The sequence below is a fragment of the Coraliomargarita algicola genome (assembly GCF_033878955.1).
Lineage (GTDB): Bacteria > Verrucomicrobiota > Verrucomicrobiia > Opitutales > Coraliomargaritaceae > Thalassobacterium > Thalassobacterium algicola.
The window spans coordinates 4,944,948-4,963,245 of the sequence record NZ_CP138858.1; the positions used below are offsets into that span (position 1 = coordinate 4,944,948).

Sequence of the window (18,298 nt, forward strand, 5' to 3'; positions counted from 1 at the left end):
TTAGTCGTGCATTGTTAGCTTTTAAGCTGTTTGGTGATCGCTTCTGCGAGTTGCTCCAGTCGTTTTTCAGAGACTTTTTGAGCGGTGCCAAGTTCTTGCGCGTAGATCGACACGCGAAATTCTTCGAGCAAGATTCGGTAGGGCTTGACTAGGGGGGCTTGGGCTTTCTTGGCGAGCGTTTCCAATGTGGTCAGTTTATTTTCAAAGGGGGCAATGCGTTGCGATTTTTCGATGTCACGTTGGATGCTTTCTTTGGCACGTTGGGCGCGCCGCATCATTGCTTTTAGGTAGCGGGCGATATGCTGGAGTTCGTCGAACTCGTAGTGATCGAGTAAGTTTGCGGGCGCGATTTGCTCCAGGTGGGCGCGCATACCGGGGTAGATAATGGCTTGGCTGGTCTTCTTTTGTTCTAGCAGTAATTGCACAGCCTCGCGTGCTTCCAAGATGGCGCGCAGGTGATCGGTGAGCTTGAGTGTGATGCCTTTGGATGTGTGGTTGGCATGTTGCAAGGTCTTTTGAAAGTTGGCTTCTCGGAGGGGTAATAAGTTTTCGGTTTTAAATAAGTGGCGTCGTAGATGTGCCCACGCGGGGTCTTTGATACGATCATAGCCGCCGAGTTGAATGAGTAAAATGCCGAGCTTCTTTAGCTCTTTCAGGTCGCGGCGTATCCACGCGATCTCGCGGCCCATACTTTGTTCGGCGAGTTCGGGCCATGCTTTTGCGGTGTGCTGCCGTGCTTGATCCCGGTCGGGACAGAGCCTGAGATGTATCTGGTTGCGCTCGCTGACGAGGGCTGGATATGCTTTGAGTGGTAAGCCAGACTCGCCGCTGAGATCAATGCATTCGGGGGGATTTCCGAAGTTCCATGTGTTCAGATTCTCGCGTTCGTGCTGTGCTGCGGCGGCTTGCCATGCGGGGATTGCGTCCAGACCATTACCGGCGGCGGTCTGTTGGCTCTTGGATTTGAGTTGCTGGCGTAGGTTGTCGAGATCGCGGCTTTGCGCTAAGGCGTCGCCTTTAGTATTCTCAATTTGGATACGTGGCTTGAGGTGTTGGGGGAGTTGAGCTTTGCTCCATTGGTCTTTGTAGGTTTCGATGCCGTAGGCACTGCGCAGTAATTCGCTGAGTTGCTCGGTGAGTGGCCGCTCACTGGGCTTCAATTTCGACTTGAGCTCGCTGGCGCGCTCCTTGAGTGGGTGTAAGCGAATACGAATTTGCTTGGGCAGTGCGCGTAGTAAACATTCGATTTTTTCTTCCAAGTGTCCGGGTACTGCCCAGTCGAGTGTGCCTTGTTGAATGGCATCGACTTGCGCCAGTGGTAAGCGCAGGGTGACGCCATCCTCTTCACTGCCGGGTTCGTTGCGGTATTGGAGTGGGATTTCGCTGCCACCAAGTCGAAGTGCACGTGGAAAGTCTTCGGTTGCGATGTCGCTCTCATCGGGCGGCAAAAGATCGTCTTCGTGAGCTTTGAGGAAATCGAGTGAGCCGCCATGGTGTTTCTTTGCGTAGCTACGCAGTTCGGCGAAAGAGCCGACTGCGTCGAGTCGCTGACGATAGAACTGGAAGAGCTGATCCTCGATCCACAAGGTGGAACCGCTGCGACGACGTGCGAGTTCTGATTCGGCCGCTTGCTGGACTTGAGCGTTCTCTTGGAAGAATTTGGGGCGCTCTTTTATGCCACCTTCAATCAGGCCGTTGCGGATGAAAATATCGGTGGCTTCCTCGGGGTTGATCCGGCTGTAGCTGACCTGATTGCGTTGGATCTCCAGCCCGAAGAGTATGCGGCGCTCTTTGCAGAGCACGGCGGCCCCTTTACTACTCCAGAAGGGCTCGGAGTGTCGTATTGAGAGGAGGTCGCCAGCGAGTTCTTCGATCCAATCGACTTCAATTTTGGCTGCGGTGCGGGCAAACAAGCGGCTGGTTTCCATCCATTCGCCGCAGACGATCCATTCGGGCGCTTTGGTCTTGGCGGGCTTGGGCTTTGTCTTTTTTGCGTAAGCGGCTTTACGCTGCTTCTTGGCGGTGTCGTGATCGAATAGTGCGGAGCCAGGGAAGAGCAAGGCCTTGCGATTGCGGGGACCACGATAAGTGTGCTCTTCTTCTTTGTGGGCAATATTACTGAGCAGGCCCGTCAGAATGGAGCGGTGGATGGCCGCGTACTCGCTTGGAGAAAACGTCGAAGGTAGAACGCTTAGTTGTGAATTTTGAGTGCTTGCCTGCTGCTTCTTCGGGCTGGACCGTTTGGCCTTGGAGCTTGGACGTTCCTTTAGAATTCGTTCCAGTTGGTGGTGGATGTCGCGCCACTCACGCATGCGTTGGTACGCGAGGAAGTGGCTTTTGCAGAATTTGCGGAGTTTGTTCTGCGATAGGCTGTCTAACTTTTCGTGGTAGCTGTTCCAAATGTTGAGTAGGGTGAGAAAGTCGGACTCAGGGTGGGTGAATTGCTTGTGCATCTCGTCCGCCTCCTTTGCGAGTTCCGCGGGGCGCTCGCGCGGGTCTTGTATTGAGAGGCCGGAGGCTATGACGAGCACTTCGGGCAGTGCTCCCTCACGCTGGGCTTGGAGTAGCATGCGTGCAACGGTGGGGTCGACCGGGAGTTGCGCCAGGCGGCGCCCGAGTTTAGTCAGGCGGTAGGCGGCTGGATCGGGATTGCGTTCGTCTGCTTGAACCGCGCCGAGTTCGGCGAGTAAGCGGTAGCCACCGACAATGGCATTCTCGGCAGGTGGATCGATAAAGGGAAAGGTACGAATGTCGCCTAGTTTAAATGCCATCATGCGCAGGATGACAGAGGCCAAGTTGGATCGATGGATCTCGGGAGTGGTGTAGCGTGGGCGCGCTAAAAAGTCCTGTTCATCGTAGAGGCGGTAGCAGACACCGTTGCTGACACGGCCACAGCGACCTTGGCGTTGATTGGCGCTGGATTGTGCGATGGGCTCAATGGGGAGTCGCTGAGTGCGCGAGTGGGGACTGTAGCGACTAACGCGCGCCAGACCTGTATCGACGACATAGCGAATGCCGGGGACCGTGAGTGAGGTTTCCGCAATATTGGTTGAGAGGATGATGCGGCGCCGCCCGCCGGGGTGGAAAATGCGCTGTTGGTCGGCATTGGCGAGGCGGCCGAAGAGGGGGAGTAAATCACACTGGCGCGCGGGACTGTCTTCAAGTTGGCGGCGGAGTTCGTGGATGTCGCGTTCACCGGGTAGGAAGACAAGAATGTCGCCTGGGCGGTTGTGCTCGATGATTTCGGTGATTACATCGGTGGCTGCATCGATGTAATCGCCTTCGTCGTTATCGGCTGGTGGGCGATAAAATGTATCCACTGGATACATACGCCCGGAGACTTCAATGATGGGTGCATCGTCAAATGCCTTAGCAAAGCTGGCCGTGTCGATGGTGGCGGAGGTGATGATGATCTTGAGATCTTTACGCGTGTGGGTGAGCTGGCGCAGGCAGCCGAGGATAAAGTCGATATTGAGGCTACGCTCGTGTGCTTCGTCGATGACGATGGCTTCGTAAGCACGGAGCATGGGGTCGTCCTGCAGTTCGTTGAGCAGGATGCCATCGGTCATCACCTTGATCACGGTGTTGGCCTGAGTCTGATCAGTGAAACGAATTTTGGCACCGACTTCATTGCCATATTGGACGCCCAGCTCTTCGGCGATCCGTTGTGCGACTGAGAGTGCTGCCACGCGGCGTGGTTGGGTGCAACCGAGATAGCCCTTTTTGCCGAGGCCACATTCTAATAGAAATTTCGGGATTTGCGTGGTTTTGCCCGAGCCTGTTTCACCAGCGATGACGACGACTTGATTCTCGCGGATGGTACGCACGATTTCTTCCCGTCGCAGATGGATGGGAAGCTCTTCGGAATAGCTTGGAACGGGGAGTGTCGCTTCGATCATTGAATGTATTTATTGAGCAAACCAGCGTAGCAGGCGGGCATGAGTGGCGGCGTTGTCGTGCTCGTTGCCGGATAATTCGAAGTGCGCAGCTTGACGTATAAAAAGCTCTTTGGGGCCTGATAGGCTATTGTAAACGGCGAATTGGCCCGGGGGGGCACAGCGGGGTCGAAGGTCGCTGCTGCGACAAATACTGGTATTTGAATGTGCTTGGCTGCGATGGCGGCATCGAAGTAGCGGAGCACTTCAAGCACTTCGGGGTGCCCCTCTTTGACGTGCTTTTGCACGGATTCTCCACTGCCGACACAGGGCAGTTCGACGCGCAAGGGGTGATTCCCGAAACTGGGAATGTCTAAAAAGGCTTTTTTGAAACGTGAATCCCACGGCAGCATGAGTGCGCCGATACCGCCTCCGAAGCTACCTCCTAGATAGTAGAGTTTATCTGCGGTCTGGGGGTAAAGGCTTTCCAGCACGGAGGCCGCCAACCAATAGTCGACCACACTGCCCAAGTGAGAGTAGGAGTCTTTAGATTCGATGCCGACCATGACGTGTCTATGGCCATCGCCGGGGTAGGTCTGATGCGGCGAAAGTTGAAAGCCGCGTACGCAAGGGTAGATGCAAACCGTATTTTTGATAGGCTCTTCAAAGCCCGGTGCGTCGCGTCCGCCATAGCCGTGCCCGACGACCGTGGCGCGCTCGATTGGCTCTGATTGGGGCACGGTTATCCATGCGCCGATACGCACGCCATCCCAAGAGTCGTAGCTCACTCGATAGAGCTGAAAGGCCGCATCCGGGCTCTCGATTTCTTTGCGATCAATGTTGAGCGGTATTTGGCGTGCTTTCGCATACTTGTCTTGCCAGAAACTTTTAAAGTCGGCGGGCTCGGCGGGCGCGGTGACGGCGAGTAAATCATCGAGTGTATAGCCGTAAGTGGGATCGAATGGGAAATCGTGTGCGATCATGGGTCTTATTTGAAACTTATATTTGATTGAGTGCGTTAAAAAGGATTTCGGCCGGATGAAGTGCCGTGCGTTGGGTGCCGTCGTGAATTTGGTGGCGGCAGGAGGTGCCTGTCGCGGCGATGAGGACATCCTGGGCTTGTTCTCTGATGGTGGGGAAGAGCACCAGTTCGCCGATTTTCATCGAGAGTTCGTAGTGTTCTTTTTCGTAGCCGAAGGAGCCCGCCATACCACAGCAACCGCTGGGGATCATGTGGACTTTATAGCCGGTTGGGATTTGCAGTGCGCGCACGGTGGGCACCACGGAGGCCAAAGACTTTTGAAAGCAGTGGCCGTGGAATTTGATTAATTGCGGTTTGCCTTGGAATTGATCGCTGCGAATGCGTTCTGCTTCAAATTCGCGCACGATAAACTCTTCAAACATTAGGCAATTGCTGGCAAGTGTGCGAGCCGTTGTTTTGAGTTCGCCTTCAGCTAGATCTATATATTCATCGCGAAAGGAAAGAATGGCTGAGGGCTCGATGCCAATCAGAGGACTGTCTTCTGAGATCAGAGGCGCGAGTTTTTGTACGTTGGTATTGGCGATTTCTTTAGCTTTGCGCACCAGTCCCTTGGATAGCCAAGTGCGGCCACTTTCCAAGTGCTCTGGTATACGCACCGTATAGCCTAGACGTTCTAGTAGCTGAATTGCTTTTTGTCCCAAGGGCACATCGTTGTAATTGGTAAACTCGTCGCAGAATAGATAGACTACTTTATCGGTGTTGGATTTGTCGCTTTTCTGTTTTTTGTTATGCCACTTTTTTAGTGTCGTGCTGTGTAGTTTAGGAATGGTGCGGTCTGGGTGGAACCCGACGATACGATTGAGAGTTTTACGAATGCCGGTGGTGCCGAAAGCGGCATTCCACGCCCATGGTGCCAGCGATGCCAGGCGACTGGACTGGCTGTAGTTTGCAATCATTTTGGTGCGCAGTGGCACGCCATGGGCATCGTAGTAATGCTGTGAGAATTCGGCTTTGAGCTTTGCAATATCGACATTGGAGGGGCACTCCGACTTACAGCCTTTGCACGAAAGGCAGAGATCGAGCACCTCTTTGGCGGCGGCATTATCAAATGGTTTGAGCGGGTTGTCCGGATGTGTCAGTGCATGTCGCAGTATATTGGCACGGGCGCGGGTGGTTTCTTTTTCGTTGCCGGTGGCCATGTAGCTGGGGCACATCGTGCCACCAGCGAGAAAGCCTTTACGGCAGTCTCCGGAGCCATTGCAGTTTTCGGCTGCGCGCAAGACGCCCTGACTACTGGAAAAATCGAATATGGTTTCGTACTCCGGATTTGGCTTGTCCGGGCCATAGCGCAGGTCGACATCCATTGGCTTGGCATCGACGATTTTGCCAGGATTGAAGATATTATCAGGGTCGAAGGTGGCCTTGATCTCCTTCATCATCGCGTAGCATTCTTGGCCAACCATGAAGGGGATAAATTCGCCGCGCAGGCGCCCGTCACCGTGCTCACCGCTGAGTGAGCCCTGATACTTCTTGACCAGTGCGGCGACGTCTTCGGCGACGCTGCGGAAGGTTTTCAAGCCCTCGGTCGTTTTTAAATTGAAGAGTGGGCGTGTGTGTAATTCGCCCGAACCCGCGTGCGCGTAGTAAACGCAGTCGCGGCCATGCTTCGTTTTCATCAATGTGTCGAACTCTGCGATGTAATCTGCCAGTTGAGATACATCGACGGCGGTATCTTCGCAAACTTCGCGCGGTTTGGCATCGCCGGGGATGTTACTGACGAGGCCCTGACCTGCCCGGCGCAGCTCCCAGACCTTGGCCTCATCGGCACCAGTGAGCACCGGAAATGCATAGCCCTTGCCTGTGGCTTTAATGTCGGCGATGACCTGTGCGACCACCAGATCCAGTTCGGCGGCGCTTTCACGGCGGAGGTCGACGACCAAAATCGCCCCCGGGTCTCCTTCTACGAAGAAGCGGTTTTTGAGCTGTTCTCGATTGCGCTTGGTGGCTTCGAGGATGTGACGATCGATTAATTCGACGCCGAAAGGTGTGTGGTTGAGCGCGGGCATGACGGAGCGCAGCGCTTGGTCGACATTCTCAAAATGAGCGCAAATGAGCGCACTGTGTGCGGGGGGCAGGGGATTGCAGTCGATTAAAAATTCGGTTCCGAAGAAGAGTGTGCCTTCCGAACCGGCGATTAGTTTGCAGAGGTTGAAAGGCTTGTCGGAACTTGGATCGAAGACATCGGCGTCCATTAGCAAGTCCAGTGCGTAGCCAGTGTTGCGACGTGGGATGCTGCGTTTGGGGAAATTTTCCGTAATTTGCGCACGGTGTTGCGGGGCGCCTAGCAGGTCACGGCATTTGCGGTAAATAGAGGCTTCCAAGCTATCGCCTTGGCATTTGCTTTCAAATGTAGCGCGGTCAACAGCTTCGAAGCTCACCCAGGAGCCATCGCTCAGATAGCCACTGGCGGCGAGCAAGTGTTCACGCGTCGAACCGTAAGCCAGCGAGTTCGAGCCGCAGGAATTATTGCCCACCATGCCACCGATCATGGCACGATTGGCGGTGGAGGTTTCTGGTCCGAATAGCAGGCCGTGTGGCAGTAAGGCGTGGTTGAGCTCATTGCGCACAACGCCTGGTTGCACCCGTGCGGTGCGGGCAACCGGGTCGATTTCAAGGATTGCGTTTAGGTGTTTGCCTGCATCTACGACAATGCCGGAGCCGACTACTTGGCCTGCCAGCGAGGTGCCTGCCGTGCGCGGGATAAGGTTTAGTTTTTTCTCACGCGCATATTGAATGAGCTGACGTATGTGTTCGCCTGTTTCAGGGAAGGCGACCGCATGGGGCAATTCTTGATATTCCGATGCATCGGTTGCGTACAGCGTGCGCAGGGTAGTGTCGGTGTGGTAATCGAACTCAAAGTCTTCAACGGTTTTCATAATCGAAGTGAACTGTTACACATGAGAGTTGAGTAAATATCCACCTTGAATAATAAAAAAATACAAACTTCGCTACTGTTGCGAATAGGAGTTTGCGTAAAAAAAAGCGCAACCCTGAGGTTGCGCTTAGTTTTAGATAAACGAAGGTTTTTTGTGACCTACTGTGCCTGCTTACGCTTGCTCAATTGGCGATAGAAGTTAGCTCCATGGATTTCGCGCATTTTATTGCGACGATGCTCGACGGCTAGTTTGAAAGCTTTTTTCTCGCCGTACTTCTTGATCGAAAAAGAGGTGCATTTTTGTACGCCTGGTTCTGGGCGCCAGCTAACTGAGTAACACTCGTGTTTTGTGCCGTTAGGTCCGATCTTAGTGGTGCGTGAAACGCCCAATTCCCCAGTTGTGTTACGTGAATCAGAGACGACAATGCGGCGCTGGCGTGGCTTTTTGGGAATGGCTTCAAGCTCTGCATTCAGCTCATCGCGATACGCTTTAGCTAGCTTTTGGGCCTTTCCTTTTCCGCCGCATTTGCGATCACTGAATAATTTTGAGTAGGTCTTGCCGTTGCGGTAACCGCGAACGAACCAACCATGTGTCGAACCTGAGTCGATCCGACTAATACCTTTGTTTGCTTTTGAACGTGCCATGTGTGTGTGTGTGTGTGTGTGTGTGTGTGTGTCGAAAACAAAACCAGTTCTTACTGGTTCCGTTTCCAACGGTTTAATTTGGTAGTGCGATTAGTAATTACAAACAAAATCACATTTTGCAAATCGTTGACCAGTGTTTTAATTAGTAGCGTGTAATTCAACAGTTAAATTGTTGCTTTTTGACTAATTTTTATGCTTCCAACCATAATGATAGCGCTTCGTCATTATGTAGTTGATACTCGCTTTGATATTCAGGAGCGAGTTCGTGCAGATAGGCGTTTTCGGCAAAGCGCCTGCAGTGTAGGAGCACTCGGGCAGATTGTCCCGGGGCTCGTACGATACGACCGAGTGCTTGATGGATACGTCGCATAGCTGGGCGTATATATATGTCTTGAAAGGCATCCTCACGTGAGAACCCCGCGTGATTTTCGATGCGTGTTTTTTGTATTAAGTTCACTTCGGGTAAGGCTGGGCCGACGATCATGATGTGATCCACTGCACCTCCGAGTTGATCAATACCTTCGGCAAAGCTACTTCCTAAGATTAAAAAAATAACGTCCACGGTTAGTAAGCATTCAGCGATGAATGATGATTGTTCTGCTAGATCGACGCCACGTGGTTGACGCTGGACACGTAGTTCGGGAGCTAAGGCTGCGAGGTAAGTTTGTATATTTTCTGCGTATTGATAGGATGCAAAAAACACAACAATTGGTACGCCGGGACTATGATAGCTAAACTCTGCGACCGTGCGTGCAGTTGTTTCGTAATAGCGTTCGCGTGTACGTAAGCGCGTATCTACGCGACAATCGATGGCTACATTGTAGGCTTCGTCGCGCCAAGGTGCCTGTGCTTGAGCGACCGTTACGGCGTCTTTTGCGAGTCCGCAACTTTCACGGAAGCAATCGAAGGGAGCGAGTGTGGCCGACATCATGACGCAGCCACCAAAGGGTTTTAGGCACTCTGCGATCCATTCGCTGGCGTCGAGACAGGTGGCACGCAGGAGTCCAGCGCGTGGTGCCCAGTGGAGAAACTGATGTGCGGGCGCTGCGAAGCTCTCGGCTAGTTGCGGAATAGACCATATTAATTGGATCGCAAAGGGAGCGGTCGCTTCGTAGTCGAAAGCTGCCGATGTGAGTTGGTTGGCAAAGTCTTCGCAAAGATCCTGGCCCATGTAGAGCTGGTTTCCTGTCAACGCTTGTTCCGGGGACAGGCTGTCAATCCAACGGCAGAGTTCGTTTGCGGTGGCTAACAAGTTGCGAGGTGCGCCATGGTCGCGCAGTTCTTCAATCGCAAAGAGTAAGTCTGGGCTGGAGAGTTCAATACTTAGACTGTCGGCCGTGCGTTCGGGCAGGTTATGCGCTTCATCGACGATCAGTAGCGTACGTTCGGCATCGAAACTAAGCGCGTCTAAAAATACCGATCGGCTGTCGGGGGAGAAAATGTAGTTGCTGTCGCCAATCCATATTTCGGCAAAGGGCAGGCAGGCTTTGGTTATGCTATACGGACAGATCCCTGTTTCGGCTCCGATCTCTTTGGCACGGGGCAGATCCAGGGTACCGTTTTGGAAGAGTTCATCGATTTGCAGTTCCGCAGCCTGCCAGTGTGGGTCGATTTCAAGATCGCAACGCCCGTCGCCCGTACAGCTATGACGCTCGCTATCGATTCGATGCTCATTGCGGTTACGCATTTGAATATAGCGCATTTCGTGACCGATCATTTGCTGGAGTTGGCGAATGGTCTCAAGTTGCCCCGTGGATTTACTACTTAGATAAATGCATCGATCATAGAGACCATCCTGCATATGTTTGAGTGCATGTTCGAGGATGATCCCCGTCTTACCAAAGCCAGTGGGGGCTTGCGTGAGTACGACACGCGCCTGTAGGGCAGACTGGTGTAAAGTTTGGAAGAGTTGTGCCTGACCTGGGCGTAATGTTTGAAATGCAGCTTGGATCTGCGCATTGCGTAGACGGTTGAGGCTGCTGCGCCGCTCATCCAGAAAAGGGCGCAGTTGCTCTAGTTGATATTCGAACAGGGCATGTTCGGATGACTGCAACAATACGGATTGCTTAGCTCCGTTTTCGATATTGATGAACTGTCCTTCCGCAGTAATCGTTTGGTCGCTAAATTCGGGGAGCAGTTCTAGCATCGACCGATATGTGGCGGCTTGTGCAAAATAGTCCGAGTAGTCTGCGATTAATGTTTCATCAGGTGCGGGGAGAGGACTGCGGATGGTTTTGACCTCTCTGATTAGAAAACCATGGGTGGTCGGCAATAGCTGATCGATGCGACCGCTGATTTTAAATAACCAGTCGCGATGTTGCCAGTTGGCATTTACGCTGACTTCGAAGCGAGCATCGCTGTGCTCTGCGTGGCTCATCGCCTCTGCACTCTTGTGCCATTGTTGGCCGACTGCAGCTCGCCAGGGGCTATGGCCATGGCCACGGGCGCTTGGTTGGTTGCGAAATATCGCCAGTTCGCGCACGCTCAACCGCACGCAGCGTTGCATCGGATCGATCTGCATTAATCTTTGACGGTCGGGCGTTGGCGCAAGGTTGGGCTGTGCAACTGCGGCATGTAAAAAGAAAAGTCGTTCAGATCTTGGTTGATGCTGATTTGTTCCAATTTAATACGACCGTAGATCGCATTTTCTGCCAATAGTTCGATTTGCGAGGGTAATAGGATCCCATCCACGGGTTTAAATTGTGTGGCTTGATAATCTAACTCTACTTGCGTGCCCGCGAGTTCTCCGAGTCCGCCCCAGCGTGTAAGCAGAGATTTATCTTTATCAAAATAGAACCAGCTCGGGCTGTTGTTCTTGCCGTAAGCTTTAATCGCATGGGCGGGCCGTCCGCCAACTTTGGCGTTGCCTTTGTATTGAAATACATAGTCGGCGCTTGTTGGTAAAGTGAAGGGTTGCATTAACCAACGGTAACTAGCGAAGTGTTTGCTGTTGATTCCACTATAGGCTTGGGCTTCTTGTTGTTGAGGTGCTAGCACTTGTGTCCATGTTTGTAGGCCATCGTAAGCAAAAACTACACGGTGATCACGTCCTAGATGTGTCCAGTGGTAGGTCAGGTGGCGCTTGCCATCTGCCGTCTCAATTAAAATGAAATTTCGCAGTAAGGTGGACTCCTTGATGGTGCCTCGGGCGACTAGATTGAGGAGCGGCGACTGTGCTTTTTGCAAGCCAGTCACAGTTAAATAGTTCTGAATCAGTTGTTCGCTGGCGCGATCACTTTGAAGAGGGCGCGCTTCAGTCGCTGCAAGTCCTGTTGTATGTGTGGCCCCGAGTAGGGTTAAAACAAACAAGGGAGCCATGACTCGCCAGACTAGATTACAGGTGGCTTGGCAGAGGATTGACTTTTTAGTTCTCATATCGTGACTTCGCATACTCACTTCATTTTTATAAATCACAACTCGTTAATTTTTATGCGTATTCTCATCACCGGTGGTGCCGGATTTCTTGGCAGTCATCTGTCCAAACGATTGCTCCATGAAGGGCACGAAGTCATTTGTATGGATAATTTCTTTACGGGGCGTAAACGCAACATTTTGCCTTTATTGGAGAATCCTGCATTTGAGCTGATGCGGCACGATGTAATTGATCCATTTAAAATTGAGTGTGATCAAATCTATAATTTGGCCTGTCCGGCTTCGCCTGTGCATTACCAGTATAACGCAATTAAGACGATTAAGACTTCGGTCATGGGAGCGATTAATTGCTTAGGCCTAGCCAAGCGCGTCGGTGCGCGTGTCTTTCAGGCGTCGACTTCTGAGGTCTATGGCGATCCTTCAGTACATCCTCAGCCTGAAGCCTATTGGGGCAATGTAAACCCGATCGGCATCCGCTCTTGTTATGATGAGGGCAAGCGTTGTGCCGAAACACTTTTTATGGACTATCATCGTCAGAATGGAGTGGATGTACGCATCGTGCGTATATTTAACACCTATGGCCCTAATATGTGTCCAGATGACGGTCGTGTCGTGTCTAATTTTATTGTGCAAGCTTTACAGGGGCGCGATATCACCGTTTACGGGGAAGGCCAGCAGACGCGTTCTTTCTGTTATTGTGACGATCTGATTGAAGGCTTCGTGCGTTTAATGGATCAGAGTGAAACGGTCGGCCCGATGAATATTGGAAATCCCGGGGAATTTACGATTCTGGAACTGGCGGAGAAAGTCATTCAGATGACGGGAAGTTCGTCCAAAATTATTCATGAAGCGTTGCCAGCGGACGATCCGAAACAGCGCCAGCCTGACATCACTCAGGCTCGTGAAGTGCTTGGTTGGGAGCCTCAGTATTCTTTGGATGAGGGGCTACAGCCGACTATCGCGTATTTTGATCAGCTACTCTCGGAAGGTTCGTGAAGTTGAGGTCGGGTGAAATAGCTGGAAAAAAGGGTTGCTTCGTGGAGGGAAGCACCTACTTTCCGCTGCTTTTTCCAAAACCATCAACAAAAGTTTAGTCATGCCCAGAGAGCACATCATCTTAGAATGCACCGAAGCCCGCGCTGAGGGGAAACCTGTATCACGCTACATGTCCACACGTGACAAGAAGCAACAGCCCGATCGTGTCGAGAAGAAGAAGTATAACAAGTTTCTTCGTCGCCACACGCTGCACCGCGAAATCAAGGGATAATTCCCTATCATTGCGATTGGCTTCATGAACGCCAATTTTTCTAAACCCGCCTTAATGGCGGGTTTTTTGTTGGCTGAATAGTATTGTCAAGCGGGATTCGATCAGAACGCTGGTGAGTCTACTTCCTAACCATGAATAAGACGAATTTTTTTCAATGCTTACTCTCGACGCTTCGCGAAGAAGCGCTCAATGCCGTGAATGCATCCAAGGATGCCGCGGCGTATGCGACCAATGAGGAGTCGCGTGCCGAGTCTCAGTGGGATACGCAAGGGCTGGAGGCTTCCTATCTCGCTGCGGGACAAGCGGGGCAGGCCAGGCAGTGGGCCGAGGCGATTGAAGAGTTGCAATCTGAGCGCGAGGAGCTCTTGAAGCGGAAGACTCAGGTCTCTTTCGGTGCGCTATTTTGCTGTGATTTTGGAGATTCGGTCGAGCATTTCTTTTTTGCAGGCACCGCTGGGGGGCAAATTATTTTTATGGAAGGCTATGATGTGACTGTGATTACTGCCCAGTCCCCCCTGGCAGGACGGCTATTGGGGCGTAAAGCCGGGGATTCTTTTCGCTTGGCCAATGGTTCTATCGGGCAGGTCTTGACGGTTGAGTGATTCTACATCCATCTGTTGGGTGGTATGAAGATTTACACTTATAAAAATTGTGGTACATGTAAGAAAGCGACGAAATGGCTCGATGCACATGGCATCGCCTACGAGGAGTTGCCGATTCGCGAAACCCCACCGACACCGGCGGAGCTTGAGCAGATGCTGAGTTATCAGGCGGGCGACTTACGCAAATTGTTTAACACCGCAGGGGGCGATTATCGTGAGTTGAATATGAAGGAGAAACTGCCCACAATGTCGCAGAGCGAAGCGATCGAGTTGCTTGCCGGGCGTGGTAATTTGGTAAAGCGTCCCTTCGTGTTGGGGGATGGATTTGGATTGCTTGGGTTTAAGGAAGGGCTGTGGGCAGAGACATTCGCCTAAGATGCGCATGTGTAAAGTAAAGCGATTGACCGAAAAAATATTATGAGTGCGATAGAAGATTTAATACAAACCGTAGCCGCTTTAAGGGAACCTGAAACCGGATGTCCTTGGGATATTGAGCAAGATCACCAATCCATTGCGGAGTGTCTGGTCGATGAGTGCTGCGAACTGCTGCAGACGATTGACCGTCTGGATATGGATCACATGGAAGAGGAGTTGGGCGATGTCTTGCTTCAAGTAGTGATGCACGCACAGATGGCGCAAGAAGCGGGGCACTTCGACTTCGAGAGTGTGTGTCGTGAGGTGAATGAGAAGCTCATCCGTCGTCATCCACATGTCTTCGGTCAGGGAAATCTCGATTCCTCGGAGGCCGTTCTGGTTCAATGGGATCAGATCAAAGCCGCCGAGCGTAAGCGAGGGCCTGTGCAATCGGGTAAATTTAAGGACCTGCCCAATCAACTGCCTGCTTTGATGTATGCCAAAGATGTCTATCAGCAGATCCAGAAACAGGAACTGCCAGCGGAGGACGTGATCGATCAGGCGGCGATCGATGCCAAGGCAGCAAGCATCGAAGAGGCGAGCTTGGGCAAGCAGCTCTTTGAAATCGCGGCCGCATGCCGTGCTAAGGGGATCGACCCGGAGTCGGCACTACGTCGCTATGCACAACACGTCGTCGATACTTTGGAGCAGCGTTAGCGCGAGCTCGTGACATGGAGTTTTTAAGCGCCAGTGGACGCCGTGTGCCTGTGGAGGTGTGTCGGCGCAAAGGCACCCGCCATTTGCGCTTGCGACTGGGCCATCAGAATCAAGTGGTGGCTTCCGTGCCGTGGCACATCAGTGACCGTGGCGTTGCCAAATTTATTGCTACGCAACGAGATTGGATCGATGCACAACTGGCAAAGGTGCCCAAAGTCTCTACGCTGAGTGATTGGCTTGAACGGCACCCACAGATGAGCGCCAGTGGTGATGTTTTTCAAATCCGGATTGAGTCGAGCACGCGCGCAAAAGCTGATTATTGCTTCGATGGTGGAGCTTCGGTGCTGGTTTTGAGACTACCTGTGGCCGAAGAGTGCGCATTGCTTGCTTTAACACGCCGCTTTGCCAAAGATGCGCTTGTTTGTCGCGTAGCGTACCAGGCTAAACGCTTGGATCTCGAATATAGTGGGCTGTCAGTGCGTGATCAATCGAGTCGTTGGGGGTCTTGTTCCAGCCGTCGTGGCATTTCACTCAATTGGCGGCTTGTACTGCTGCGCCCGGAACTGCAGGACTATGTGATATTGCATGAACTCGCACATCTGAGTGAAATGAATCATGGTCCACGCTTCTGGGCTTTATTGGACAGTTACGATCCACAGCGAGTCACCCATGAGGCTGCTCTGGATGCGATCGGCTCGGAGCTCATGAGGGTGGGGCGCTGTTGCAAGTGAGGAATATGTTCTTTTACTGCTTTTTTATAGATTCTGTCACTTAACCTTGCACCCTAGGGGATAGACTCTACTAATTCGAACAATTGTATACATTGACATTTAGCATCATCTCATGAATTCGACTGATCATCAATGCTTGTCGCTGAGTGCGTTAATTCTCGCATTCACTACAGGTGTATTTTCCTGTATCGCGATTGCGACGGTGTTGATCGTCTTGGGCGTCACTGACTTGGAAGCTTACGTCTTTGCTGGGCTGGGAGGCTTCACGGTGGCGTGCTTTGTGTGGATTGAGCGTAGTTTGACTTCACAGTTAAAAGAAAAGGAACGTCAGCTGGCACTAGCACTCGCGTCGAGCCAGGATAATCAGAATAAACTGTATTCCCGCTCATTGGCTTGCTTTGTTCGTTTTGATGCGGGCACCTTGATCATTGATCAAGCCAGTCCAGGATTTATAAAAATGCTCCGCATGCCGACAGATTCCGTACTTCGCGGGCAACGTCTGGAAGAGGTTCTAGGAGTGAATCCACTTAAGTTGGAATCAGTGGTGGATTCTATCAAGCAGGGCGAGTCCTCGGTCAAGCAACCGAAGGTCGAAATTTTGAGTGCCGATGGATTCTCAACTCATGCTTTAATTAGCGGACAGTATTTTCCTAAAGAGCATATCGTGGAAGCCGCTTTTTTTGTGCCTCCTGTTAAAAATGCCGAACGGGTGGCCGATTTAGAGGCCGCGCAAAAAGACTTGGACCGTTTTCGCAAGGGGATGTTTCGACGTGAGACGCGCATTCTCGAATTAAAAGAAGAGGTCAACAATGTTTGCCGCGAGGCGGGTTTTCCTATGCGCTATCAAACGGATAATTCTTCGGATGATAGCAAGCTTGAATTGCCGGCTGCGCAGTTCAGCCAATCTGTTGCAAGAAGGGGGCGTGCCACTTGAGTAAACGCACACGCAGCATCGCACGTATGGTCTATCTCTATGCCGCACTGCCGATCATGGCGGTCGTCATAGTGATTGTTGGCTGGATGGTTTCCGTCCGTTTTACTGATTATGTTGAAGAGCGGGCTCTATTGATGGAACAGCTCAATACCATGGTCTCAAATGTTGAATTTAATCCAATCGAGCACATCGACGAGATTGAGTTTATGCGGGAAGAAAGAAGTAAAACGCATCAGCAAGAGTTCTTCCGCAGTATGGCGCTGGCCTTTGCGATATTGTTATTTGGAGTTGCTGTGCCATTTATGGCTACACGTTATTTTGTACAACGCTTACAGGCTAACCTTGATTTGCTAAATGATCGTTTGGATAGCATTGGCACTGGAGCTTCGGCGCTGATGCCGCAAACTTTCGACTTCGAAGAGTTCGACCGCCTCTCGGAAACACTTCGTAAAATTACACGTAATCATGGCGAGACGGAACAACGTTGGAAACATGCTGAAAAAGAACTGATCTCCGCTAATTTAGATTTGATCGAGCAGGCTAATGAACTGAAGAAGGGGCGTAAAGTCGCGCTCAGTATGATGGAGGATGCGGACAGCGCCAGAGATGAACTGGAACTCGTTAATCAGCGCTTGAATCAAGTGTTGGAGCAAGCGAAACAATCCGCCCATGAAGCAGATAGTGCCAACCGTGCTAAGAGTGATTTTCTGGCTACCATGAGTCATGAGATTCGCACACCTCTCAATGGGATCATCGGTTTCGTTGAAATGCTTAGCGATACCGAACTCGATGAAGAACAAGAGGACTATCTGGCCACCGTTAAGACGAGTAGTGAGGCTCTGATGTCTTTGATCAATGATGTGCTCGACTTCTCCAAAGTCGAATCGGGCAATCTAAACTTAGAAGCACGGGATTTTTCACTCCTACCAGTGATTCGGGAATTGAGTTCGATGTTTTTCACCCAAGCTACAGAGAAGGGCTTGAGCCTGAATATCAATGTGGACGAAGATGTTCCGCGTAAGATTCGAGGCGATGAAACACGCTTACGTCAAATTTTAACCAACCTGCTTTCTAACGCAATCAAGTTTACGGAGAAGGGTGAGGTCTCGCTCAGCATCTGCACGCACTATATCGATTTTGAGAGTAATCAGGTCGACCTTGAATTTGAGGTCAGGGACACTGGCATCGGAATGACCCGTGAGCAACTTGGCCAACTCTTTAGACCATTTTCGCAAGGAGATAGCTCGACCACTCGTAAATACGGAGGAACCGGGCTCGGCCTAGCCATTTGTAAACGTCTGAGTGAGGCGATGGGAGGTAAAGCATGGGCTACCAGTCTGCCTGGCGAGGGCTCTTGTTTTTTTAGTCGTGTGCGATTCGAAATCGTCTCCTTGAAGGACTCGCGGCCACCAATTCCGATACCAGCCAAAGCTAAAAAAATGCCAAATTTAGATAAGACAAAGCAATCTTTAGTGGCCGAGCAATTGCCACTAAAGATTGCAGTCGCGGAAGATAACTTAGCTAACCAACGAGTGATTATGATCATGCTGCGTCGTTTGGGATGGGCTGCTGATTTTGCGGCGAATGGTGAAGAATTATTAGAATTAGTGCGTAAGCAAGATTATGATCTAATCTTTATGGATCTACAAATGCCTTTGATGGACGGTCTTGAAGCAACGCGTCAACTCCGCCAGGGGGCCGCTGGTGAAACTGCCAAAGATGTCAAGATTGTGGCATTGACGGCTAATGCGCTTGCTGGAGACGAGGCCCGTTGCCTGGAAAATGGTATGGACGCCTATCTTAGCAAACCACTGCGACTAAACCTATTGAAGCAAACTATTTTGCGTCTATACGAAAAGCAGGAGGTGTAGACGCCTCTATTGA

14 protein-coding genes are annotated in these 18,298 nt (G+C 51.6%); 8 read left to right on the plus strand and 6 right to left on the minus strand.

Going from position 1 to position 18,298, the window contains the following annotated elements; genetic code table 11:
- Positions 1-14: 14 nt before the first annotated feature.
- The 6 genes from hrpA to SH580_RS20300 all read right to left on the minus strand — a co-directional run bounded on the left by hrpA (position 15) and on the right by SH580_RS20300 (position 11,812).
- On the minus strand, positions 15-3,899 hold the full coding sequence (gene hrpA, locus SH580_RS20275) for an ATP-dependent RNA helicase HrpA (protein WP_319832638.1): 3,885 nt from the start codon (positions 3,897-3,899) through the stop codon (positions 15-17).
- Entirely contained in the window at positions 3,896-4,858 is a 963-nt protein-coding gene (locus SH580_RS20280; protein WP_319832639.1) for an acetylxylan esterase, read from the minus strand. The genes hrpA and SH580_RS20280 overlap by 4 nt, the downstream gene beginning before the upstream one ends.
- Positions 4,859-4,874: 16 nt before the next feature.
- Positions 4,875-7,793, minus strand: a complete 2,919-nt coding sequence (locus SH580_RS20285) for an FAD-binding and (Fe-S)-binding domain-containing protein (RefSeq protein WP_319832640.1) — start codon at positions 7,791-7,793, stop codon at positions 4,875-4,877.
- Between the two features lie 158 nt (positions 7,794-7,951).
- The gene (locus tag SH580_RS20290) at positions 7,952-8,437 is read right to left on the minus strand and encodes an AP2 domain-containing protein (protein WP_319832641.1); all 486 of its coding nucleotides are present in this window, start codon (positions 8,435-8,437) and stop codon (positions 7,952-7,954) included.
- Between the two features lie 190 nt (positions 8,438-8,627).
- A complete protein-coding gene (locus SH580_RS20295; protein WP_319832642.1) occupies positions 8,628-10,958 on the minus strand; it encodes an ATP-dependent DNA helicase in 2,331 nt (776 codons plus the stop codon).
- Entirely contained in the window at positions 10,958-11,812 is an 855-nt protein-coding gene (locus tag SH580_RS20300; RefSeq protein WP_319832643.1) for a hypothetical protein, read from the minus strand. The genes SH580_RS20295 and SH580_RS20300 overlap by 1 nt, the downstream gene beginning before the upstream one ends.
- Positions 11,813-11,866: 54 nt before the next feature.
- On the opposite strand from SH580_RS20300, the gene SH580_RS20305 reads away from it, so the two are divergent.
- The 8 genes from SH580_RS20305 to SH580_RS20340 all read left to right on the plus strand — a co-directional run bounded on the left by SH580_RS20305 (position 11,867) and on the right by SH580_RS20340 (position 18,285).
- Complete coding sequence (locus SH580_RS20305) at positions 11,867-12,805, plus strand: UDP-glucuronic acid decarboxylase family protein (RefSeq protein WP_319832644.1); 939 nt, start codon at positions 11,867-11,869, stop codon at positions 12,803-12,805.
- Positions 12,806-12,905: 100 nt separating this feature from the next.
- Positions 12,906-13,076, plus strand: a complete 171-nt coding sequence (gene rpmG / locus SH580_RS20310) for a 50S ribosomal protein L33 (RefSeq protein WP_154000792.1) — start codon at positions 12,906-12,908, stop codon at positions 13,074-13,076.
- Between the two features lie 131 nt (positions 13,077-13,207).
- Positions 13,208-13,678 carry a hypothetical protein gene (locus SH580_RS20315; protein ID WP_319832645.1) on the plus strand — a complete coding sequence of 157 codons (471 nt, stop codon included), beginning with the start codon at positions 13,208-13,210 and terminating at the stop codon, positions 13,676-13,678.
- Positions 13,679-13,702: 24 nt separating this feature from the next.
- Entirely contained in the window at positions 13,703-14,053 is a 351-nt protein-coding gene (locus tag SH580_RS20320; protein WP_319832646.1) for an arsenate reductase family protein, read from the plus strand.
- 42 nt (positions 14,054-14,095) lie between these two features.
- Positions 14,096-14,749, plus strand: a complete 654-nt coding sequence (locus tag SH580_RS20325) for a MazG family protein (RefSeq protein WP_319832647.1) — start codon at positions 14,096-14,098, stop codon at positions 14,747-14,749.
- Between the two features lie 14 nt (positions 14,750-14,763).
- Positions 14,764-15,480: a M48 family metallopeptidase gene (locus tag SH580_RS20330; protein WP_319832648.1), complete on the plus strand. Its 717-nt coding sequence runs from the start codon at positions 14,764-14,766 to the stop codon at positions 15,478-15,480.
- Positions 15,481-15,592: 112 nt separating this feature from the next.
- The gene (locus tag SH580_RS20335; protein ID WP_319832649.1) at positions 15,593-16,414 is read left to right on the plus strand and encodes a hypothetical protein; all 822 of its coding nucleotides are present in this window, start codon (positions 15,593-15,595) and stop codon (positions 16,412-16,414) included.
- Complete coding sequence (locus tag SH580_RS20340; RefSeq protein ID WP_319832650.1) at positions 16,411-18,285, plus strand: ATP-binding protein; 1,875 nt, start codon at positions 16,411-16,413, stop codon at positions 18,283-18,285. The genes SH580_RS20335 and SH580_RS20340 overlap by 4 nt, the downstream gene beginning before the upstream one ends.
- The last annotated feature ends 13 nt before the right edge of the window (positions 18,286-18,298 follow it).